This is a genomic window from Pseudomonas sp. 57B-090624, assembly GCF_003234055.1.
Classification (GTDB): Bacteria; Pseudomonadota; Gammaproteobacteria; order Pseudomonadales; family Pseudomonadaceae; genus Metapseudomonas; species Metapseudomonas tohonis.
Genome location: NZ_QKRU01000010.1, coordinates 109,177 through 128,787 on the forward strand (window position 1 = coordinate 109,177; position 19,611 = coordinate 128,787).

Here is a 19,611-nt window from a genome sequence, read left to right on the forward strand (position 1 = left end):
GCCGCTGCCACCCGCCACTCGGCGCCACGCGCCGACTGGCAAGGCCCGGACCACTTATGATGCAATGCCCATCCGCCAGCCTCCGCGCCGTGCCGCCCGCATTGATCGTGAAACCGCGCCTGCTCCGCCACCTCTCGCTGACCCTGCTGCTGGTCCTGGCCATGCTCGGCGCCGGCTGGATCGCCTACCACCTCAGCGAGCTCTCCGGCATCCGCGCCCTGCGCGAGAACGGCGAACGCCAGCTGGAACTCCACGCCCGCGCGGTGGAAAGCGAGATCAACCGCTACACCTACCTGCCCAGCCTGCTGGAGCTGGAGTCCAGCGTCAGCCACCTGCTGCTCAACCCCACGCCCTACCGGCGCAACCTGGTCAACGACTACCTCGAAGGGCTCAACCGCCGCAGCGGCAACCGCGCCATCTTCCTCCTCGACACCAACGGCCGCGTGCTGGCCACCAGCAACTGGCGCGACGCCGACAGCTTCCTCGGCGAGGACCTGGCCTTCCGCGCCTACTTCCAGCAGGCGATGAAGGGCGAACCCGGGCGCTTCTACGGCATCGGCAGCACCACCGGCGAGGCCGGCTACTACCTCGCCCACGGCTTGCGCTACGAAGGCCGCATCATCGGCGTCGCCGTGGTCAAGGTGAAGCTCGAGGCCCTCCAGGAGCGCTGGGAAAAGGCCCGCCTGCAAGCCTTCGTCAGCGACGAGAACGGCATCATCATCCTCTCCAGCGACCCCATGCTGCGCATGAAGGCCGTACGCCCGCTCTCCGCCGAAGACAAGGAGCGCCTGGCCCGCAGCCTGCAATACCACTGGTGGGCACTCAATGAATGGCAGCCGCGCCACCGTGAGGAGCTCGGCGACGGCCTCGAGGCCATCAGCTTCGCCTCCCCCCTGCCCGGCGGTGGCGAGCAGGAGACCGTCTACCTGGCGCAGAGCCGCCCGCTCAGCGACACCCCCTGGCACTTCACCCTGCTCTCGCCCCTGGCCGACCTGCGCCGCGAAGCCATCATCCACGGCCTGCTCGCCGCCGCCGGGCTGGCCCTGCTGGCCTTCCTCGGCATCGCCTGGAACGAGCGGCGCAAGGTACTCGCCACCCGTCTCGCCGCCCGCGAGGCGCTGCTGCAGGCCAACAACGAACTGGAGCGCAAGATCGCCGAACGCACCCAGGACCTGCGCGCCAGCAACCAGCGCCTGATGGGCGAGATCCGCGAACGCCGGCAGACCGAGGAAAACCTGCGCAAGGCCCAGGACGGCCTGGTCCAGGCCGGCAAGCTGGCGGTGATCGGCCAGATGTCCACCAGCATCGCCCACGAGCTCAACCAGCCCCTGGCCGCCCTGCGCACCCTCTCGGGCAACACCGTGCGCTTCCTCCAGCGCGGTGCCCTCGACGTGGCCAGCACCAACCTCACCGCCATCAACGAACTGGTCGATCGCATGGGCCGCATCACCGCCAGCCTGCGCGCCTTCGCCCGGCGTGCCGACGACCATGGCCAGGCCAGCCTGGGCAAGGCCGTGGATGCCGCGCTGTTCATCCTCCACACCCGCCTGGAACACACCCCGCTGACCCTGCACCGCACCTTCGCCGATGCCCGGCTGGCCATCGACCAGACCCGCCTGGAGCAGATCCTGGTCAACCTCGTCGCCAACGCCCTGGACGCCATGAGCGGCCAGGCCGACTGCCAGCTCTGGCTCGACGGCCACGACGAGGGCGCCACCTACGTCCTGCGCGTGCGTGACAACGGCCCCGGCATCTCCCCGGCCGTGCGCGAGCACCTGTTCGAACCCTTCTTCACCACCAAGCCCGGCGAACACGGCCTGGGCCTTGGCCTCACCCTCTCCGCCAGCCTCGCCACCGCGGCGGGTGGCAGCCTCGGCGTGCAGCACCCGGAAGACGGTGGCACGGCGTTCGAGCTGCGCCTGCCCCAGGTCGCCCGCGCCACTTCCGAAGCGAGCCCCAGCCCATGACCGAGCCGCTCAGCGTCCTCATCGTCGAAGACGACCCCCACGTCCTGCTTGGCTGCCAGCAGGCCCTGGCCCTGGAAGACATCACCAGCATCGGTGTCGGCAGTGCCGAGGAAGCCCTCGAACGGGTCAACGCCGACTTCGCCGGCATCGTCATCAGCGACATCCGCCTGCCCGGCATCGACGGCCTGGAGCTGCTCGCCCGCCTCAAGGCCCGCGACCGCAGCCTGCCGGTGGTGCTGATCACCGGCCACGGCGACATCAGCATGGCGGTGGGCGCCATGCGCGACGGCGCCTACGACTTCATGGAGAAGCCCTTCTCCCCCGAGCGCCTGGTGGACGTCGCCCGCCGTGCCCTGGAGCAACGCGGCCTCGCCCGCGAAGTATCCGCCCTGCGCCGCCAGCTGGCCGGCCGGCAATCCCTGGAGCAGCGCATCATCGGCCGCTCGCCGGCCATGCAGGCCCTGCGCGAACTGATCGCCAACGTCGCCGACACCGCCGCCAACGTGCTGATCGAAGGCGAGACCGGCACCGGCAAGGAACTGGTCGCCCGCTGCCTGCACGACTACAGCCGGCGCCAGTCCAACCAGTTCGTCGCGCTCAACTGCGGCGGCCTGCCGGAGAACCTGTTCGACAGCGAAATCTTCGGCCACGAGGCCCACGCCTTCACCGGCGCCGGCAAGCGCCGCATCGGCAAGATCGAGCACGCCCACAACGGCACGCTGTTCCTCGACGAGATCGAAAGCATGCCCATGAACCTGCAGATCAAGTTCCTCCGCGTGCTGCAGGAGCAGACCCTGGAGCGCCTCGGCTCCAACCAGCCGATCCCCGTGGACTGCCGCGTGGTCGCCGCCACCAAGGCCGACCTCGACGAACAGGGCAAGGCCGGCCAGTTCCGCAGCGACCTCTACTACCGCCTCAACGTGGTGACCCTGGAACTGCCGCCGCTGCGCGACCGCCGCGAGGACATCCTGCTGCTGTTCGACCACTTCCTGCAGCTCGCCTCGCTGCGCTTCGACCGCGCCGTACCGGAGCTGGATCGCGCCACCGTCTCCAGCCTCATGGCCCACGACTGGCCGGGCAACGTGCGCGAACTGCGCAACGTCGCCGAACGCTTCGCCCTCGGCCTGCCCGTGTTCAAGAAGACCGGCCTGGCCCTGGACGGCGCCGAACCCAGCTTCGCCGAAGCCGTGGAAGCCTTCGAACGCAGCCTCCTCGGCGATGCCCTCGAACGCCACGGCGGCAACCTCAGCCAGGCCGCCATCGCCCTCGGCATGGCCAAGACCACCCTGTTCGACAAGGTCAAGAAATACGGCCTCTGACGCTCCCGGTCGAACCCGGACGCCCTCGCCGCGTGGGGTGGACCGCGCTTCACCGGTCCACCTTCCGGTGCCCGCCGGCCACTCCGCTAGTGGATGAAAAAAGCGTCATCCGCCCTACGGCGCGGATGTGGGGTGACGGCGTCCCCGTGGGAGCGAATTCATTCGCGATGCTTCTCCACCGGCCAACCCTGGATGCCCTCGCCGCGTAGGGTGGACCCCGCTCCATCGGTCCACCTTTCGTGCTCGCCGGCCACTCCGCCGGTGGATGAACAGAGCGCCACCACCCTACAGACGTGCCACCACAAGACACCAAGGATGGGAATGGGCGTAGGGGCGAACTCACTCGCCCGCTCTTCTGCTGGGCACCGAAAACAGGCCACGGACGAAAACGCCGGCCCAATGGCCGGCGTTTCCCTTGTCCCCGAAGCGTCAGGCCGAGAAACCACCATCGATGGTCAGGTTGGCGCCGGTGATGTAGCCCGCTTCCGGGCCGGCCAGGTAGGCCACGAAGCTGGCGATCTCCTCGGCCTGGCCGTAGCGCGGCAGGGCCATCAGCGGTTTCAGCGAGTCGGCGAAATCGGTGTGGTCAGGGTTCATGTCGGTATCCACCGGGCCGGGCTGCACGTTGTTCACGGTGATGCCGCGCGGCCCCAGGTCGCGGGCCAGGCCCTTGGTGAAGCCGGCCACCGCCGCCTTGCTCAGGGCGTAGACCGAGCCGCCGGCGAAGGGCATGCGCTCGGCGTTGGTGCTGCCGATGGTGATGATGCGACCGCCCTCGCCCATCACCCGGGCGGCTTCCTGGCTGGCGATCACCACGCTGCGCACGTTCACCGACAGGGTGCGGTCGAGGTCTTCGATGGCGAACTCCTCGATGGGCGCCACGGCCAGCACGCCGGCGTTATTCACCAGGATGTCGAGGCGCCCGAAGGTATCGACGGTATAGCGGATGGCGCCGCGCAGGGCCTGCTCGTCGCTGCTGTCGGCCTTGACCGCCAGGGCGCGCCCACCGGCCGCCTCGATGGCTTTCACCACCTCTTCGGCGGCCTGGCCGGAGGCGGCGTAGGTCAGTGCGACGGCGGCGCCTTCGCGGGCCAGGCGCTTGGCGATGGCGGCGCCGATGCCGCGGGAGCCGCCCTGGATGAATGCAACCTTGCCGCTGAGAGTTTGAGTCGAGGTCATGATGGTTCTCCAATCGTCTGTAGTGGGATTCGGCTTGGCCGGTTGGCCGCTGCTCGATGACGTGGCCAGTATCAGCGCAGGATTGCCAACCGATAAGCCGTCAATCCGTCTATTCTTTCGATCCAAACGGTTTACGGTGGCGCCATGGAAACCCTCAACAGCATCGAATGCTTCGTCCGCAGCGCAGAGGCCGGCAGCTTTGCCGAGGCCGCACGGCGCCTGGGCCTGACACCAGCGGCGGTCGGCAAGAACGTGGCGAAACTGGAAACCGGGCTGGGGGTGCGACTGTTCCAGCGTAGTACGCGCAGCCTGAAACTGACCGAAGCCGGCGAGCGCTTCCTCGCCGAGGTCAGCGGCGGCCTCGCCGCCATCCAGGGCGCAGTGGCCAACCTCGCCAGCGCCGGCGGCCAGCCGGCAGGCAACCTCAAGGTGAGCATGGGGCTGATGTTCGGCCGCGAGTACATCGTGCCGCTGCTGGCCGACTTCCTCGCCCGCTACCCCGCCATCGTGCCCGACTGGCATTTCGACAATCGCCAGGTGGACCTCATCGGCGAGGGCTTCGACGTCGGCATCGGGGGTGGCTTCGAGCTGCCCCAGGGGGTGATCGCCCGGCAGATCGGCCCCGGCCATCGCGTACTGCTGGCCGCCCCCGGTTACTTCGACGCCCGGCCTCGTCCGCAGGTGCCGGCGGACCTCGCCCAGCACGACGGCATCCTCCTGCGCTCGCCGCAGACCGGTCGCGTGCGCAACTGGGTATTGCTCAACGAGGCCGGCGACCAGGCGCCCATCGACCTGCGCCCCCGCGCGCTGATGAGCGACCCGGAAGCCGCCTGCCACGCCGCGCGCATGGGCCTGGGCATCACCCTGGTGAGTACGGTCCATGCCGTGCACTTCATCGAGCGCGGCGAACTGCAGCGCGTGCTGCCCGACTGGCACGTGCAGACCGACCCGCTGTGCATCTACTTCAGCGCGCAGAAGCTGCTGCCGGCCAAGACCCGCGTATTCATCGACCATGTGGTCCAGGCCTTTCGCGAGCAGGGGCTGCCCGAGCGCTTCTCCGCCCGGAGCGCCGCCTGTGGCGGCCGGGGCCACCAGGCACCGTTGCCACTCAGGCAATAGTCATTATCGAAGCGGGTGATTTTTCCGCCCCCGGGGCCGCGGATAACCTTTGTTCCATCAAAGGACAACGCCACCTCAAGGGGGCCCGAAATGAATCGCCTGCTCGCCATCGCACTCGCCGCTACCACCCTCATCCTCGCCGGCTGCGCCAGCCAACCGGAGCCGCGCCCCTACACCGATGCCGAGGTCAAGCAGTTCTCCCTGGAGATGCTCAACCGCGCCGGCCTGCCCTACGAGGATTACGAGAAGGTCCGCTCGGCACTGATGAACCCCAAGGTCTCCAGCGCCAGCCGCGACTACGAGGCCGCCTTCATCCGCCGCAACGAGGGCTGATCGCAGGGCTATGCTTGCCGCTCCCCGCCCGGCTTCCGGGCGGCCCCACCCGAGCGAAGGCCCGCCCCATGAGCAGCAGCGCATCCCCGACCGCCCACCGCGAATGCACCACCTCGCGGCTGATCGACGCACCGCCGGCCCGCGTATTCCGCGCCATCGCCGCGCCCGAGCACCTCGCCCGCTGGTGGGGGCCCAACGGTTTCAACAGCACCTTCGAGCTCTTCGAATTCCGCCCCGACGGCCACTGGCGCTTCACCCTGCACGGCCCCGACGGCACCGACTACCCCAATCACAACGTCTTCCGCGAGATCACGCCCGGGCAGGTCGTGGTCGAACACCTCTCCGACGATAACCACCACTTCGTCCTCACCATCACCCTCGCCTCCGAGGGCAAGGGCACGCGTGTGGGTTGGCAGCAGGTGTTCGACACCGCGGAACACCGCGAACAGATCGCCGCCTTCGTGCTTACGGCCAACGAACAGAACCTCGACCGCCTCAGCGCCGAAGTGCGCAACGTCGACTGGCCCGATGCCTGACCCGCTCCAGGCTATTCGCGCCGCGTAGGATGGCGTAGAGCGCAGCGAAACCCATCGACAGGGCCGCCCACTAGCCCTCCAGGTCCTCATGGTGATCCGAGAACCCCTGCCGCCAGTAGGCCGCGACGCGCATGGCTTCCTTCGGCTGCCCCTTCTCCACCAGCAGGGCACGTACCCGGGTCATCATCCCGTGCTCGCCGGCGCCCCAGGCGTAGCCTTCGCCAGCGGGCAGCGGCAGGGCCTGTACGGCGGCGACCAGTTCCTCCGGCGTATCCACCCAGCGCAAGTCGAGGCTCGCGGCGCTGCGCAAATCGCGGCGGTCGGCCTCGGCCAGTTGCACGATGGCGGTGACGCGGGCGCCGGCCGGCAGCTCCTCCAGGCGGCGGTGGATCGCCGGCAGCGCGCTGGAGTCGCCCACCAGCAGGTGCCAGTCGTAATCCATGGGGATGATCATCGAGCCGCGCGGGCCGCCGATCAGCGCGGAGTCGCCCACCTGCGCCCGCTCGGCCCACTCGCAGGCGCCGCCCTCGCCGTGCAGGGCGAATTCGAGGGTCAGCTCGCGGCGCTCAGGGTCGAAGCGGCGCGGGGTGTAGTCGCGGCGGACGAGCTCGCCCTGCCCGTCCACGAACATGAACTTGATGTGGTCGTCGAAGGAGGCGGATACGAAGTCCGCCAGCGCGTCACCGCCGAAGGTGACGCTCATGAAATGCGGGCTGATGCGCTCCACGCGGAGCACGTCCAGCTCGCGGCGGCGCAGTTCGTGGCGCACGCGCTGCACGCGGCGGGTCTGTACGGGTTGGTCCATGGGCTGTTACTCGCAAGGGATGGTTGATAACATCAACGATCATAAAAACCACTAGTTGATATTGTCAACCATATGACCGCCGATACCGCCGAAGACGTCTTCGAATCCATCCACTCCGTCATGCACCTCTACCGCGCTCGGCAATACCGGTCGCTGCGCGACAGCGCCCACGACCTCGCCCACATGGAGTTCAAGGCGCTGAACTTCTTCGCCCACAATCCGGGGGCGACCCAGAGCGACCTTGTGGCCCACTCCGGCCGCGATAAGGCGCAGATCGCCCGCCTGATCCAGGCGCTGCGCGGCAAGGAGTTGCTGGAAGGCAAGGCCGACGAGGCCGACAAGCGCAGCATCCGGCTCTACCCCACCGCAGCGGGCACGGCTCTCCACCAGGAGGTGCGCCAGCAAGGCCGGCGCCTCAACCAGGTGGCGGTGGACGGCTTCAGCCAGGAGGAATGTCAGCAGCTGCTCGACCTGCTGGCGCGGGTGCAGGCCAACCTCGGCACCGAGCCCTGACCCGTAGCCCGGGCTTGAGCCCGGGAAGCTGCGGCTGCATCCGCCCTGCCTAGTCCGCGCAGCCCTGCTCGGGCAGCTCACTCAACGCCCGCTCCAGCAGCGCCGTGGCGCGGCGGCTGTGGAGGATGCCGGTGTGGCTCTCGTCGATCAGGTACAGCCGCTCGGCCTCGTCCTGGGCGGCGCTGCGCAGCTCGCTGGCCAACGGCACCACGCCATCGTTCGGCTCCGGTAGCAGGCGGCGGTTGCCCCCGTAGCTGACCAGCATCCACTGGCGGATATGCGCCGGCAGCGGCCTGGCGAACAGCGCCCGCAGGTAGGGGCTGCCCGGGGCCATGTCACGCCATACCGGCACCTCCAGCGGCACACGCTGTACCCCGGTGGCCGCCGAGGGATGCCCGTCCCAGGGCGTCGAAAGGGTGGCGAACAGGCACAGGCGCTGTGCCTCGTTCTCGGCGAGCAATTGCAGTGCCCGCCGCGCCACCAGGCCACCCATGCTGTGGGCGAACAGGTGCATGCGCCGTGGCGCCAGGCGCAGCAGCATGTCGCGCATGGCGATGCTGAGCATGTAGGCGCTGTTGCGCAGGGGCAGCCCGCTCGGATAGTGGAACAGCACCAGCTGGAAGCGCCTCAGGTCGAGGCTCGCGGCCAGCGCCTGCCAGTCACGGGGCGAGGCGTTGATGCCGTGCACCAGGATGACCGGCTCCTTGGCCGGGTCCCAGGGCGCCAGCAGGTACAGGCCGTAGCCCACCTCGCGCATGAAACTGAGCGGCTGCCAGGCGCCCAGCCGGATGTGCCGGTCGTCGAAGCGCGGGTCGGTGAACTCCACCACCTGCAGGTAGTTGCGCTGCAGGCGCGGCTGCTCGCGGTAGAGCACCTCCAGGCGCAGGTCGAGCCTGGGCGGGTCGGCGCCGCCGGCCACCTGGAGATCCAGGGTATTGAGCTGCGCCAGGCGCGCGCGCTCGGCCAGGTCCGGCTGCACGGTGAGCGGCGCATGGCGGGCCCGGGGTAGCCAGTGGCGCGGCTCGTCTCGATCCAGGGCGAAATTGCCGTTGCGATCGTCGAAGGCCAGCAACTGGTAGTCGCCCGGCGCCTGGGTGAAGTAGAAGGCCTCGCCCGGCGCGACGATGCGGTAGGCGACGAAGCCGCCCTTGCCATCCAGCAGCGCCACCAGCGCGTTGCGCCCGGAATCCGTGGCCAGCAGCCGCCCCGCCACCACCACCAGCTCCTGGCGGGCCTGCTGCATTTCCCTGTCCACCTCCAGCAGGCTGCAGCCGCCGCAGGCGACCGCCACCAGCACCAGGACCATCCGCAGAACGGCCATCCGCTTCGCCTCATCCTCGTCCTGCAAGCAAGCCTAGTCGGATCGGCCCGGGCCACCGCAGAATAGGCGCTGCGAAATTCACCACCGGTCAGGGACGACAGATGCACGACAACGACGAAATCCAGGCGATCCGCCACCTGTTGGCCCGCCCCGCCACGCGTTTCAGCGCCGGCGGCTTCCGCCCCACCCAGGCCGACGAGGAAAGCTGGCTGGGCCGGGTCTTCCTGTTCCGCCCCGACGAAGGCATCCCGCTCGACGCGGCAGGGGACGCGATGCTGCCGCTCGCCCAGTTCCACCTGCCCAGCCTGCCGGTCAACCACCCGCTACTGGCGGATGTGCGGGTGCTGGCCCTGTTCATCTCCGCCGAGTTCGGCCAGCCGCTGGAACCCATGGGCGCCCACTGGCTCATCCGCGAATACGGTCACCACGAAACACTGCAGCGCAAGGAGCTGGCCGCGCCGGCGTCCTTCATCAAGCCCTTCCCGCTCAAGGCCGAACGGCTGGACGAGGACTACCCGCTGTGGGACGGCGGCGGCGTGCCGGCGGACCTGGAAGAGCGCATCCTCGAACTGGAACGCCAAGGCACGATCGACAGCTACTACGACATCGTCAGCCACTGCCACGACCACAAGATCGGCGGCTACCCCTCCTTCTGCCAATCGGGCATCGACCCGGGGAAGGGCTTCGAATTCGTCTTCCAGATCTCCTCCGACGCGAAGATCAACCTCAACGTCGTCGACAGCGGCAGCCTGATGTTCTGGAAGCACCGCAGCAGCGGCGAATGGGCGCTCTACTACGACTTCTACTGAACCCCAGCCCCCTCACCCACGGTTCATCCCAACGCAGGACCCCATGCAGGCCATCCCCCAGAAACAGATCAGGGCCCACTACGACGCCCGCACCCTCCGCGTCTACCAGGCCTACTCCGACGTCATCGCCGACAGCGCGCTGGCCCACGGCACCTTCGTCTCGCCGCCGTTCAAGCTGGAGCGCATGACCTGGATAAAGCCCTCCTTCCTCTGGATGATGTACCGCGCCGGCTGGGGCCTGAAGGACGCCGGGCAGAAGCGCATCCTCGCCATCGACATCAGCCATGAAGGCTTCGCCTGGGCCCTGGCCAACAGCTGCCCCAGTCATCCGCAGCCGGGTCAGGGCAAGGAGGAATGGGAGCGCATCAAGAACGCCTCCCCGGTGCGCATCCAGTGGGACCCGGAACGCAACCTGCACCTCGAGCCCCTGCCCCACCGCGCCATCCAGGTCGGCCTGGGCCCGGAGGCTTCACGGCGCTACGTGGCGCAATGGATCCAGCGCATCACCGAGGTCACCGGCCTGGCCCATGAAATCCACGCCCTGGTGCAGGCCGGGGAGCTGCAGGAAGCGCAGCGCAGGCTGCCCGAGGAACGCGAATACATCCCTTGAAACACCTGCGCCTCCAGCCCGGCCGGCGGCCTGCCGCAAACGCATAGCACCTTCGCGAAACCCGTCTACGCTGACCCTCGACCTGCCCGCCATCCACTTCAGGAGGACACCACCATGGCATTGCGCATCAACGATCTGGTCCCCGATTTCAAGGCCGAAACCGACCAGGGCGCCATCAGCTTCCACGACTGGATAGGCTCCGACTGGGCCATCCTCTTCTCCCATCCCAAGGACTTCACCCCGGTGTGCACCACCGAGTTCGGCGCCGTGGCCCAACTGGCCGCCGAGTGGGCCAAGCGCGGCACCAAGGTGATCGGCGTCTCGGTGGACGGGGTGCAGGCGCACCAGAAGTGGAAAGGCGACATCGAGGCCTTCTGTGGCGCCGACGCCAGCTTCCCGATCATCGCCGACGAGTCCCTGGCCGTGTCCAAGGCCTTCGACATGCTGCCCGCCGAGGCCTACCTGCCCGATGGCCGCACCGCCGCCGACACCGCCACGGTGCGCTCGGTGTTCATCATCGGCCCCGACAAGAAGCTCAAGCTGTCCATGACCTACCCGATGTCGGTGGGCCGCAACTTCGCCGAGGTGCTGCGCGCCCTCGACGCCCTGCAGCTGACCTACAACGTGCCGCTGGCCACCCCGGCCAACTGGACCACGGGCCAGGACGTGATCGTCGCCCTCGCGCTGAACGACGATCAGGCCCGCGAGAAGTACGGCACCATCGACATCAAGCTGCCCTACCTGCGCACCACCGCCGCACCGAAGTAACCCCGCCACGAACGGTGGGCCGCGCCTCGTCGGCCCACCCATGGCCCGGCGTCAGTCCGGGGCCACCGCCTCGCTCCTGCGCCACACGCTCGCCACCCAGGGCTGCTGCTCACGGGGCAGGCCCGCCGGGCGGTAGTAGTGCTCCAGCTCCTCGAAACCCGCCGCCTCCACCAGGGCCTTCCAGGTCGGGAAGTCGTGCCAGGCGCCATAGCGGTTGCCGCTCCAGCCTTCCTGGTTGTCCCCGCGCGGGTTGGAGGCGAACAGCACCCCGCCCGGCTTCAGCGTCGCGCGCAGCTGGCGCAGCACCCGCGGCAGCTCCTGCCCGGGCACGTGGAACAGCGTGGCATTGGCGAACACGCCATCGAAGCGCCCGGCCGGCAGTTGCAGGTCGAGGAACGACTGCTGCCACACCTCGCACCCGGAATCCGCGCGCGCCATCGCGACGAAGCGCTCGGCACCGTCTAGCCCCACCGGCTCGTGGCCCAGGGCGCGGAACGTGCGCAGGTCGCGCCCCGGCCCGCAGCCGAAATCGAGGATGGCGAAAGGCGGGGTCCCGTGGATATGGCGCAGGAGCGCCCCGATGTTCTGGCTCACATCGTGGTCGCGGGTGTTCTCGCGGAAGCCTTCGGCGTTCTGGTTGTAGTCATCCAGCGTGGTGGTGGCGAGGCTGGCGAGTTCGTCGGGCTGCAGGGGCATCGGGGCGTCTCGTGGGAAGGACCGGGGATTCTACCTGTCCCGGCCAGGCGCCTCACCGCCCTTTTAAATGACGAACGACATCTATTCGAAAATTAATATTACGCATATCATCCAACCCATCGAAGGCATCCCCGAGAGTGCAGGACCATGAACCGACACGCGCCGACCCTCCGCCCCCTGGCCCTGCTGGCAGCGCTGCTGGCCGTCGCCGGCTGCAACAGCCAGGCCGACACCCGGGCCGCCGCCAACGGCCCGCAGCCACGTCCGGTTCTGGCCGCGCAGGTGGAAAGCACCAGCCGCCACGAGGCCGCCTACACCGGCGTGGTGGCGGCGCGCACCGAAAGCGACCTGGGCTTTCGCGTCGGCGGCAAGGTGATCGAACGCCGCGTCGACCCCGGTGCCCGCGTGGCCAAGGGCGACACCCTGCTGGTGCTAGATATCGAGGACTTCGACCTGGCCCTGCGCGCCGCCAACAACCGCGTCAGCGCCGCCCGCGCACAGCTGCGCCAGGCCCGGGACGACGAAAGCCGCTACCGCCGCCTGTCCACCACCGGCGCCGTGTCGCGCCAGGTGTTCGACCAGGCCGCCACCAACCTGCGCGTGGCCGAGGCCGAACTGGCCGCCGCCAGCTCCGAAGCCAGCCAGGTGCAGAACCGCCGCAGCTACTCGACCCTCAAGGCCGATGGCGACGGCATCATCACCGACGTGCGCGCCGAGCGCGGCCAGGTGGTCGCCGAAGGGCAGATCGTCGCCCGCCTGGCCCACGACGGTGCCCGCGAAGCGGTGATCGACCTCCCGGAAACCCAGCGCGCCCTGGCCGGCAGCAGCGCCCTCGCCTACCCCTTCGATGCCCGCGAGCAGGCGGTGAAAGCCACCCTGCGCGAGCTTTCCGCCTCCGCCGACCCGGTCACCCGCACCTACCGCGCCCGCTACATCCTCGACGGCACGGCCGAGCGCTTCAGCATCGGCTCGACCATCACCGTGCGCCTGCAGAGCGAGCAGGCCGAGCTGCTGCGCGTGCCCATCGGCGCCCTGCACAACCCGGGTGCCGGCAGCGGCGTCTGGGTCATAGGCGAGGACGACAGCGTGCACTTCGCCCCGGTGAAGGTCGCCCGTCTCGGCCAGGAGTACGCCCTGCTGGAAGGCGGCGTGAGCGCCGGCCAGCGCGTCGTCGCCCTTGGCGCGCACCTGCTGCACGAAGGCGACAAGGTGCGCCTGCTGCCCGGACAGGCCCTGGCGCTGGCCCGCCAGAACGACGAGGAGCGCTGAGATGCGCGGCCTCAATCTCTCCGAGATCGCCGTACGCAACCCGGCAGTGACCCTGTTCCTGATCATCGCGGTGATCCTTTCCGGGGTCTTCGCCTTCGGCAAGCTCGGCCGCGCCGAAGACCCCTCCTTCACCGTCAAGACCATGACCGTCACCGCCGCCTGGCCCGGCGCCACCGCGCGGGAGATGCAGGAACAGGTCGCCGACCGCCTGGAGAAGCGCCTGCAGGAGCTGGACTTCTACGACCGCGTGGAAACCATCGCCCAGCCCGGCTTCGTCTCGATGAAGGTGCAGTTCCTCGAATCCACCCGCCCCGGCGACATCCAGGAGCTGTTCTACCAGACCCGCAAGAAGCTCAGCGACGAGGCCGCCCGCCTGCCGCGCGGCGTGCAGGGCCCGTTCTTCAACGACGAGTATTCCGACGTCTACTTCGCCCTCTATGCCCTGGAAGCCAAGGACCTGCCCCACCGCGAGCTGGTGAAGATGGCCGAGGACCTGCGCCAGGGCTTCCTGCGGCTGCCGGGGGTGAAGAAGGTCAACATCCTCGGCGAGCAGGCCCAGCGCGTGTTCGTCGAGTTCTCCTACCAGCGCCTGGCCACCCTCGGCATCAAGCCGGAGCAGATCTTCGCCGCCCTGGCCGCGCAGAATGGCGTCTCCCCCGCCGGCTTCGTCGAAACCGCCGGGCCGCGCGCCTACATCCGCATCGACGGCGCCTTCGACACCCTCGCGCTGATCGAGAACGTGCCCATCGCCGCTGGCGGCAGGGTGCTGCGCATCGCCGACGTGGCCACCGTCAGCCGCGGCTACGAGGACCCGGCCAGCTACCGCATCCGCCACCAGGGCGACCCGGCGCTGATGCTCGGGGTGATCATGGAGCCGCACTTCAACGGCCTCGACCTGGACCGCACGCTGCAGGCCGAGGAAGACCGCATCCACGCCGACCTGCCCCTGGGCGTCAGCTTCGACAAGGTCTCCGACCAGGCGAAGAACATCCGCCTGGCGGTGGACGAATTCATGCTCAAGTTCTTCGTCGCCCTGGCCGTGGTCATGCTCATCAGCCTGCTCGCCCTGGGCTTCCGCGTCGGCCTGGTGGTGGCTGCGGCGGTGCCGCTGACGCTGTCCATCGTCTTCGTCATCATGCTGATGACCGGCCGCGAGTTCGACCGCATCACCCTCGGCGCGCTGATCCTCTCCCTCGGCCTGCTGGTGGACGACGCCATCATCGCCATCGAGATGATGGTGGTGAAGCTGGAGGAAGGCTTCGACCGCATGAAGGCCGCCACCTTCGCCTGGAGCTCCACCGCCGCGCCCATGCTCACCGGCACCCTGGTGACCATCATCGGCTTCCTGCCGGTGGGCTTCGCCCGCTCCGGTGCCGGGGAATACGCCGGCAACATCTTCTGGATCGTCGGCTTCGCGCTGATCGCCTCCTGGCTGGTGGCCGTGGTGTTCACGCCCTACCTGGGGGTGAAGATGCTGCCGCGCATCGCCCCGGTGCCCGGCGGCCACGACGCCCTCTACGCCGGCCCCTGGTATGCGCGCCTGCGCCGCCTGGTCAGCGCCTGCGTCGAGCACCGCTGGCGGGTCACCGCCCTGGTGCTCGGCGCCTTCGTGCTCTGCGTGCTGGGCATGGGCGCGGTGAAGAAGCAGTTCTTCCCCAACTCCGACCGCTCCGAGCTGATCCTCGAGGTGTACATGCCGCCGGGCAGCGCCTTCAAGGCCACCGAAGCGGTGGTCGCCCAGGTGGAAACCGCGCTGCTGGAAGAGCCACAGACGAAGCTGGTGGACGCCTATGTCGGCGGCGGCGCACCGCGCTTCTTCCTCTCGCTGAACCCGGAACTGCCGGACCCGGCCTTCGCCAAGCTCATCGTGCAGACCGCCAGCGCCCACGACCGCGACGCCCTCAAGGCGCGCATGCGCGAACGCATCGCCGCCGGTGAATTCCCCTCGGCACGGGTGCGCGTCACCCAGTTGCTGTTCGGCCCGCCGGTGCCCTTCCCCGTGGTGTTCCGCGTGGCCGGGCCGGATGCCGACGTACTGCGCGGCATCGCCGAGGACGTGCGCCAGGTGGTGGCCGCCAACGCCCTGACCCGCGACAGCTTCCTCGACTGGGGCGAGCGCACCAGCGCCTACCGCCTGGTGCTCGACCAGGACCGCCTGCGCCTGCTCGGCTTCACCCCCGACCAGGTGCGCAGCCAGGTCAACGCCCTGCTCACCGGCAACACCGTCACCGAGGTGCGCGAAGGCACCCGCAATGTGCTGGTCGTCGCCCGGGCACTGGATGACCAGCGCGAGAACCTCGGCAACCTCGCCGACCTGACCCTGACCAACGCCGCCGGGCAATCCGTGGCGCTGGAACAGGTCGGGCGTTTCCAGGCGGTGATGGAGGACCCGGTGCTCAAGCGTCGCGACCGCGACATCACCTTCGAAGTGCGCGCCGACATCGTCGACGGCACCCAGCCCCCGGACGTGGAAATGGCCGTGTGGCGCGACCTGCAGCCGCTGCTGGCGCAGCTGCCTTCCGGCTACCGGGTGGAGATCGCAGGGCCCGTGGAGGAAAGCGCCAAGGCCAACAAGGCCCTGGCCGCGCTGTTCCCCATCATGATCCTGCTGACCCTGGTGGTGATCATGTTCCAGGTGCGCTCCTTCGGCGTGATGTTCATGGTCTTCGCCACCGCGCCGCTGGGCCTGATCGGCGCCGTACCGACCCTGCTGCTGTTCGACCAGCCCTTCGGCTTCAACGCCATCCTCGGGCTGATCGGCATCGGCGGCATCCTCATGCGCAACACGCTGATCTTCACCGACCAGATCCGCCAGAACCGCGAGGCCGGCCAGGACGTGCGCGAAGCCATCATCGAAGCCACGGTGCGCCGCGCCCGCCCGGTGGTGCTCACCGCCCTGGCAGCGGCCCTGGCCTTCATCCCGCTGACGCTCTCGGTGTTCTGGTCGTCCCTGGCCTTCGTGCTGATCGGCGGCGTGCTGGTCGGCACCCTGCTCACCCTGCTGTTCCTGCCGGCACTGTGCACCCTGGTGCTGGTGCGCAAACCCCGTCGCCCACCGGAGGACTCATCCGTGGACGCCACCCGCCGCTCCGGCCTGCTGCTGACCCTGCTCATCGTCCTCTGCGGCCTGGGCGAGATGTCCACCCAGATGCTGCTGCCCAGCCTCGCCGCCATCGAGCACGGCCTGGCGGCAGCGCCCGGCTCATCCCTAGTGGCGCTCTCGGTGTTCGTCGGTGCCTTCGGCGTCGGCCAGCTGTTCTTCGGCCCGCTGTCGGACCGCATCGGCCGCAAGCCGGTGCTGCTGGCGGGGGTCGCCACCTACGTGCTGGCCTCGCTGTGGATGGCCTTCGCCCATTCCATGCCGGAGTTCATCGCTGGGCGCGCCCTGCAGGGCCTCGGCGCCTGCGCGGCGCTGGTGGTGGCCCGGGCCATCGTGCGCGACGTGTGGCGCGAGAAGGCCGGCCCGATCATGGCCCTCACCGTGATCGGCATGCTCTGCACCATCATGCTGTCGCCGGTCATCGGCGGTCTGATCGCCGCCAAGGCCGGCTCCTGGCGGGCGGTGGTGGTGGCCACGGTGATCATCGGCATCCTCGCCCTGCTCGCCTGCACCCTGCTCTACCGCGAAAGCAACCAGGCCAAGGACCCACTCGCCGGGCGCCTGGCCACCCTCGCCGGCAACTACCGCGAACTGCTCAAGGGGGCCGAGGTGCGTGCCTTCTCCTTCGCCATCGCCGGCACCTACGGCGCCATGTTCTGCGTGATCGCCGGTTCCTCGCGGGTGTTCGTCGGCCAGCTCGGCCTGAGCCCCACCCAGTACGGGCTGGTCTTCGGCGGCATCGTCTCGGGGTTGATCACCGGCGCCATCCTCAGCAACCGCCTCATCATGAAATGGGGCCCGGCGCGCCTGGTGGGCATCGGCACCGCGCTGGTGGCCACCGGTGCGCTGATCACCCTCGCCGTGCTGCTCGCCGCCGGCCCTTCGGTGCCCGGCCTGCTGCTGCCGCAGGTGCTGCTCACCCTCGGTGCCGGCATGGTGCTGCCCGGCTCGGTGGCCGGCGCGGTGATCCCCAACCCGACCCGCGCGGGGCTCGCCGCCGGCTTCATCGGCTTCGCCCAGATGGCCGGTGCCACGCTCTCAGGCCTGCTGCTCAGCGCCCTGCAGAACGACAGCGCGCTGCCGATGATCGGCCTCAACGTCACCTTCGCCCTCGCCGCCTTCGGCCTGTTCCGCCTGGCCCGGGCGCACCAGGCACGCGCCGTGGCGCTGGCGACGGACTGAGGGCGACTCACGAGCGGAGCTCGCTCCTGCGGGAAGCATCACGACCGTGGGAGCGAATTCATGGGCTCTGTGGTGAACGTGATGCGAAGCCTCAAGCACGGTGCCTTGCGGGGCATTTATGGCGTCCCGTCACGGCCACCGCGTGGGTTTCGCTTCGCTCTACGCCACCCTACGCAAGCCACTGCGCCCGGAGCGCAGTGCGCACATCGACGAAGGTTCTGGCGAAGAGGTGTCAGGCCGGCACCGTCGCCTTCATCGAGTCGCGCTCGGAGAAGGTGGCGAAGAAGCGCTCCAACCCCGGGTGGCCCTGGCGCCAGCCGAGGTCGGAGAGGCGGAAGTCGAGGTAGCCGAGCGCGCAACCCACGGCGATCTGGGCGATGTCCAGCGGGCCGTGGAGCTGGTCGGCGATGGCTTCGAGGGCATCCAGCGCGCGATGGATCTTGCCCAGCTGGCCGTCCTTCCAGTCCTGCCACTGCAGCGCTTCGGGGCGGATGGCGCCCTCGTAGCGCACCAGCAGCGCCGCATCCATCAGGCCGTCGGCCAGGGCCGCACGGGTCAGGCAGGTCCAGCGCTCGGCACCATGGGGGAAGAAGGCGTCGCCGCTCTGCAGGGCATCGAGGTATTCGCAGATGACGCGGCTGTCGAACAGCGCCTCGCCCTCGCTCGTGATCAGCACCGGGATCTTGCCCAGCGGGTTGGCGCGGTTGACCTCGGCGTTCTCCTTGATCGGCAGCACGGCGGTATCGAGCATCTCGATGCCAGCCGCCAGGCCGGATTCCAGCGCCAGCACCCGGACCTTGCGAGCGAAGGGGGACGCCCCTGCGTAGATCAGTTTCATGTCTTCAATGCTCCTGTTCGCGGGCCGGCCCAATGCCGGCGCCCGCTGTCGTTGCAACTGGACCACCACCGGCGGCGCCGGTAGCATCCCCGCCCATCGCGCCCGGGAGCTGCCCATGGTCATCGACAGGAAAATCAAACTGGACTCCGCAGACATCAGACGCCTGGACGACCTGGATGTCGCGCTGGAGTTGCTGCACTTCGGCTTCCGCGGCCTCACCCTGGACGCCGACGCCTACCTGGAAACCCTCGGCCTGTCGCGCGTCCACCACCGCATCCTCTACGCCATCCGGCGCGTCGAAGGCATCAACGTCGGCGAGCTGGCCGCCCTCCTCGGTGTCAGCAAGCAGGCACTGCACCGCCCGCTGACCCACCTCTTCGAACGCGCCCTGGTGACCCAGCAACGCGACCCGGAACAGCACCGCTACAAGCGTCTCTCCCTCAGCCCGGAAGGCCATGACGTGGAGCGCCGCGCCACCGACCTGGAACGCCAGGCCATCCGCGCCGCGCTGGACACCACCGACACCGACGGCCGGGTCGCCTGGCACTCGGTCATGCAATCCCTGGCCGCCCGCCTCGACTGATCAACCCGCCGTGGTGATGCGTTCGCGCACCACGATGCACTTGGCCAGCGGCCGGATCAATGCCTCGGTGGCCTCTTCCCAGGGCACCACGCTGGGGCTCACCAGCAGCGGGTCGCAATGGCCCTGCTCCACCAGCTCCAGCACCCGGGGGATGTGCGGACGCACGCTGCAGGCGCCGACCGAAAGGGTGACGTCGCGCATGTACAGGCCGAACAGCGGGATGGCCGGGTCCTCGAAGATGATGCCGATGCACGAGCAATGCCCGCCCGGCGCCAGCGCCAGCAGGCCGGTACGCAGCGCCTGCGGGTCGCGGGTGGCCGACACCACCAGGTCGTAGCGTTCGTTCAGCGCGCCATCGGCTCCGCTGCGCAGGGTCGCGCCACTGCGCACGGCCAGCTCGTCGCGGTAGCCGTCGCCATCCAGGTAATCCACCTCGGCCGCCCCGGCGGCGCGGGCCATCTGCACCGCGAGGATGCCCAGGCTCTCGGTGCCGCCCACCACCAGCACCCTCGCCTCCTCCCGTGTCGCCAGCGGGCGGCTGGTGGCCACCCAGGCATCGGTGAGGTTGTCGCTGGCGCTGGCCACGGCCACCGGGTCCAGCCCCGGGGGCAGCGGTACCAGCATGGCGTCGGCGAAAGGCACCCGCACCACCTCGGAGAACAGC

At 69.2% G+C, this 19,611-nt stretch carries 18 protein-coding genes and 1 pseudogene; 13 read left to right on the forward strand and 6 right to left on the reverse strand.

Going from position 1 to position 19,611, the window contains the following annotated elements:
- The first annotated feature begins 59 nt into the window (after positions 1 to 59).
- Both DMX10_RS07000 and DMX10_RS07005 read left to right on the forward strand, forming a co-directional pair.
- On the forward strand, positions 60 to 1,967 hold the full coding sequence (locus DMX10_RS07000) for an ATP-binding protein (RefSeq protein WP_111260433.1): 1,908 nt from the start codon (positions 60 to 62) through the stop codon (positions 1,965 to 1,967).
- A complete protein-coding gene (locus DMX10_RS07005) occupies positions 1,964 to 3,286 on the forward strand; it encodes a sigma-54 dependent transcriptional regulator (RefSeq protein WP_111260416.1) in 1,323 nt (440 codons plus the stop codon). The genes DMX10_RS07000 and DMX10_RS07005 overlap by 4 nt, the downstream gene beginning before the upstream one ends.
- Positions 3,287 to 3,715: 429 nt before the next feature.
- Here DMX10_RS07005 and DMX10_RS07010 read toward each other — a convergent pair whose 3' ends face one another.
- Positions 3,716 to 4,465, reverse strand: coding sequence for a 3-oxoacyl-ACP reductase family protein (locus DMX10_RS07010; protein ID WP_111260417.1), 750 nt, complete (start codon positions 4,463 to 4,465; stop codon positions 3,716 to 3,718).
- A 144-nt stretch (positions 4,466 to 4,609) separates the two neighbouring features.
- Between DMX10_RS07010 and DMX10_RS07015 the strand changes: the two genes are divergently transcribed.
- The 3 genes from DMX10_RS07015 (at position 4,610) to DMX10_RS07025 (ending at position 6,453) form a co-directional block, all read left to right on the forward strand.
- Entirely contained in the window at positions 4,610 to 5,584 is a 975-nt protein-coding gene (locus DMX10_RS07015; protein WP_111260418.1) for a LysR family transcriptional regulator, read from the forward strand.
- Positions 5,585 to 5,674: 90 nt separating this feature from the next.
- Positions 5,675 to 5,917, forward strand: a complete 243-nt coding sequence (locus DMX10_RS07020) for a hypothetical protein (protein ID WP_021222218.1) — start codon at positions 5,675 to 5,677, stop codon at positions 5,915 to 5,917.
- A gap of 68 nt (positions 5,918 to 5,985) precedes the next feature.
- Complete coding sequence (locus DMX10_RS07025; protein WP_111260419.1) at positions 5,986 to 6,453, forward strand: SRPBCC family protein; 468 nt, start codon at positions 5,986 to 5,988, stop codon at positions 6,451 to 6,453.
- 70 nt (positions 6,454 to 6,523) lie between these two features.
- Here the strand turns inward: DMX10_RS07025 and DMX10_RS07030 are convergent, their stop codons facing one another.
- The gene (locus DMX10_RS07030) at positions 6,524 to 7,258 is read right to left on the reverse strand and encodes a siderophore-interacting protein (RefSeq protein ID WP_111260420.1); all 735 of its coding nucleotides are present in this window, start codon (positions 7,256 to 7,258) and stop codon (positions 6,524 to 6,526) included.
- A 72-nt stretch (positions 7,259 to 7,330) separates the two neighbouring features.
- Between DMX10_RS07030 and DMX10_RS07035 the strand changes: the two genes are divergently transcribed.
- Positions 7,331 to 7,771 carry a MarR family winged helix-turn-helix transcriptional regulator gene (locus DMX10_RS07035; RefSeq protein ID WP_218281313.1) on the forward strand — a complete coding sequence of 147 codons (441 nt, stop codon included), beginning with the start codon at positions 7,331 to 7,333 and terminating at the stop codon, positions 7,769 to 7,771.
- Positions 7,772 to 7,820: 49 nt separating this feature from the next.
- On the opposite strand, the gene DMX10_RS07040 is transcribed toward DMX10_RS07035, so the two are convergent.
- Complete coding sequence (locus DMX10_RS07040; protein WP_111260421.1) at positions 7,821 to 9,092, reverse strand: triacylglycerol lipase; 1,272 nt, start codon at positions 9,090 to 9,092, stop codon at positions 7,821 to 7,823.
- Between the two features lie 101 nt (positions 9,093 to 9,193).
- Between DMX10_RS07040 and DMX10_RS07045 the strand changes: the two genes are divergently transcribed.
- The 3 genes from DMX10_RS07045 to DMX10_RS07055 all read left to right on the forward strand — a co-directional run bounded on the left by DMX10_RS07045 (position 9,194) and on the right by DMX10_RS07055 (position 11,279).
- Entirely contained in the window at positions 9,194 to 9,901 is a 708-nt protein-coding gene (locus DMX10_RS07045; protein WP_111260422.1) for a DUF1963 domain-containing protein, read from the forward strand.
- A 43-nt stretch (positions 9,902 to 9,944) separates the two neighbouring features.
- Positions 9,945 to 10,511 carry a DUF4291 domain-containing protein gene (locus tag DMX10_RS07050; RefSeq protein ID WP_111260423.1) on the forward strand — a complete coding sequence of 189 codons (567 nt, stop codon included), beginning with the start codon at positions 9,945 to 9,947 and terminating at the stop codon, positions 10,509 to 10,511.
- 114 nt (positions 10,512 to 10,625) lie between these two features.
- The gene (locus tag DMX10_RS07055; protein WP_111260424.1) at positions 10,626 to 11,279 is read left to right on the forward strand and encodes a peroxiredoxin; all 654 of its coding nucleotides are present in this window, start codon (positions 10,626 to 10,628) and stop codon (positions 11,277 to 11,279) included.
- Positions 11,280 to 11,330: 51 nt separating this feature from the next.
- On the opposite strand, the gene DMX10_RS07060 is transcribed toward DMX10_RS07055, so the two are convergent.
- The gene (locus DMX10_RS07060; RefSeq protein ID WP_111260425.1) at positions 11,331 to 11,975 is read right to left on the reverse strand and encodes a bifunctional 2-polyprenyl-6-hydroxyphenol methylase/3-demethylubiquinol 3-O-methyltransferase UbiG; all 645 of its coding nucleotides are present in this window, start codon (positions 11,973 to 11,975) and stop codon (positions 11,331 to 11,333) included.
- A 147-nt stretch (positions 11,976 to 12,122) separates the two neighbouring features.
- On the opposite strand from DMX10_RS07060, the gene DMX10_RS07065 reads away from it, so the two are divergent.
- The 3 genes and pseudogenes from DMX10_RS07065 to DMX10_RS33130 all read left to right on the forward strand — a co-directional run bounded on the left by DMX10_RS07065 (position 12,123) and on the right by DMX10_RS33130 (position 17,526).
- Positions 12,123 to 13,244 (forward strand): efflux RND transporter periplasmic adaptor subunit, encoded by a 1,122-nt coding sequence (locus DMX10_RS07065; protein ID WP_111260426.1) that lies wholly within the window; start codon positions 12,123 to 12,125, stop codon positions 13,242 to 13,244.
- Between the two features lies 1 nt (position 13,245).
- Positions 13,246 to 16,296, forward strand: a pseudogene (locus tag DMX10_RS07070) (efflux RND transporter permease subunit); the annotation flags it as partial.
- 96 nt (positions 16,297 to 16,392) lie between these two features.
- A complete protein-coding gene (locus DMX10_RS33130; RefSeq protein WP_236205041.1) occupies positions 16,393 to 17,526 on the forward strand; it encodes an MFS transporter in 1,134 nt (377 codons plus the stop codon).
- A gap of 232 nt (positions 17,527 to 17,758) precedes the next feature.
- Here the strand turns inward: DMX10_RS33130 and DMX10_RS07075 are convergent, their stop codons facing one another.
- On the reverse strand, positions 17,759 to 18,364 hold the full coding sequence (locus tag DMX10_RS07075) for a glutathione S-transferase (protein ID WP_111260428.1): 606 nt from the start codon (positions 18,362 to 18,364) through the stop codon (positions 17,759 to 17,761).
- Between DMX10_RS07075 and DMX10_RS07080 the strand changes: the two genes are divergently transcribed.
- Complete coding sequence (locus DMX10_RS07080) at positions 18,363 to 18,947, forward strand: MarR family winged helix-turn-helix transcriptional regulator (RefSeq protein WP_236204975.1); 585 nt, start codon at positions 18,363 to 18,365, stop codon at positions 18,945 to 18,947. The genes DMX10_RS07075 and DMX10_RS07080 overlap by 2 nt on opposite strands.
- On the opposite strand, the gene DMX10_RS07085 is transcribed toward DMX10_RS07080, so the two are convergent.
- The coding region (locus DMX10_RS07085; RefSeq protein WP_158545583.1) for a zinc-binding dehydrogenase at positions 18,948 to 19,611 on the reverse strand (664 nt) is incomplete at its 5' end.

Excerpts from the sequence above, each read along its gene's own strand:
- DMX10_RS07000 (WP_111260433.1), top strand. The coding sequence starts at position 60 with ATGCAATGCCCATCCGCCAGCCTCCGCGCCGTGCCGCCCGCATTGATC.
- DMX10_RS07005 (WP_111260416.1), top strand. The coding sequence starts at position 1,964 with ATGACCGAGCCGCTCAGCGTCCTCATCGTCGAAGACGACCCCCACGTC.
- DMX10_RS07010 (WP_111260417.1), bottom strand. The coding sequence starts at position 4,465 with ATGACCTCGACTCAAACTCTCAGCGGCAAGGTTGCATTCATCCAGGGC.
- DMX10_RS07015 (WP_111260418.1), top strand. The coding sequence starts at position 4,610 with ATGGAAACCCTCAACAGCATCGAATGCTTCGTCCGCAGCGCAGAGGCC.
- DMX10_RS07020 (WP_021222218.1), top strand. The coding sequence starts at position 5,675 with ATGAATCGCCTGCTCGCCATCGCACTCGCCGCTACCACCCTCATCCTC.
- DMX10_RS07025 (WP_111260419.1), top strand. The coding sequence starts at position 5,986 with ATGAGCAGCAGCGCATCCCCGACCGCCCACCGCGAATGCACCACCTCG.
- DMX10_RS07030 (WP_111260420.1), bottom strand. The coding sequence starts at position 7,258 with ATGGACCAACCCGTACAGACCCGCCGCGTGCAGCGCGTGCGCCACGAA.
- DMX10_RS07035 (WP_218281313.1), top strand. The coding sequence starts at position 7,331 with ATGACCGCCGATACCGCCGAAGACGTCTTCGAATCCATCCACTCCGTC.
- DMX10_RS07040 (WP_111260421.1), bottom strand. The coding sequence starts at position 9,092 with ATGGCCGTTCTGCGGATGGTCCTGGTGCTGGTGGCGGTCGCCTGCGGC.
- DMX10_RS07045 (WP_111260422.1), top strand. The coding sequence starts at position 9,194 with ATGCACGACAACGACGAAATCCAGGCGATCCGCCACCTGTTGGCCCGC.
- DMX10_RS07050 (WP_111260423.1), top strand. The coding sequence starts at position 9,945 with ATGCAGGCCATCCCCCAGAAACAGATCAGGGCCCACTACGACGCCCGC.
- DMX10_RS07055 (WP_111260424.1), top strand. The coding sequence starts at position 10,626 with ATGGCATTGCGCATCAACGATCTGGTCCCCGATTTCAAGGCCGAAACC.
- DMX10_RS07060 (WP_111260425.1), bottom strand. The coding sequence starts at position 11,975 with ATGCCCCTGCAGCCCGACGAACTCGCCAGCCTCGCCACCACCACGCTG.
- DMX10_RS07065 (WP_111260426.1), top strand. The coding sequence starts at position 12,123 with ATGAACCGACACGCGCCGACCCTCCGCCCCCTGGCCCTGCTGGCAGCG.
- DMX10_RS33130 (WP_236205041.1), top strand. The coding sequence starts at position 16,393 with ATGCTGCTGCCCAGCCTCGCCGCCATCGAGCACGGCCTGGCGGCAGCG.
- DMX10_RS07080 (WP_236204975.1), top strand. The coding sequence starts at position 18,363 with ATGTCTTCAATGCTCCTGTTCGCGGGCCGGCCCAATGCCGGCGCCCGC.
- DMX10_RS07075 (WP_111260428.1), bottom strand. The coding sequence starts at position 18,364 with ATGAAACTGATCTACGCAGGGGCGTCCCCCTTCGCTCGCAAGGTCCGG.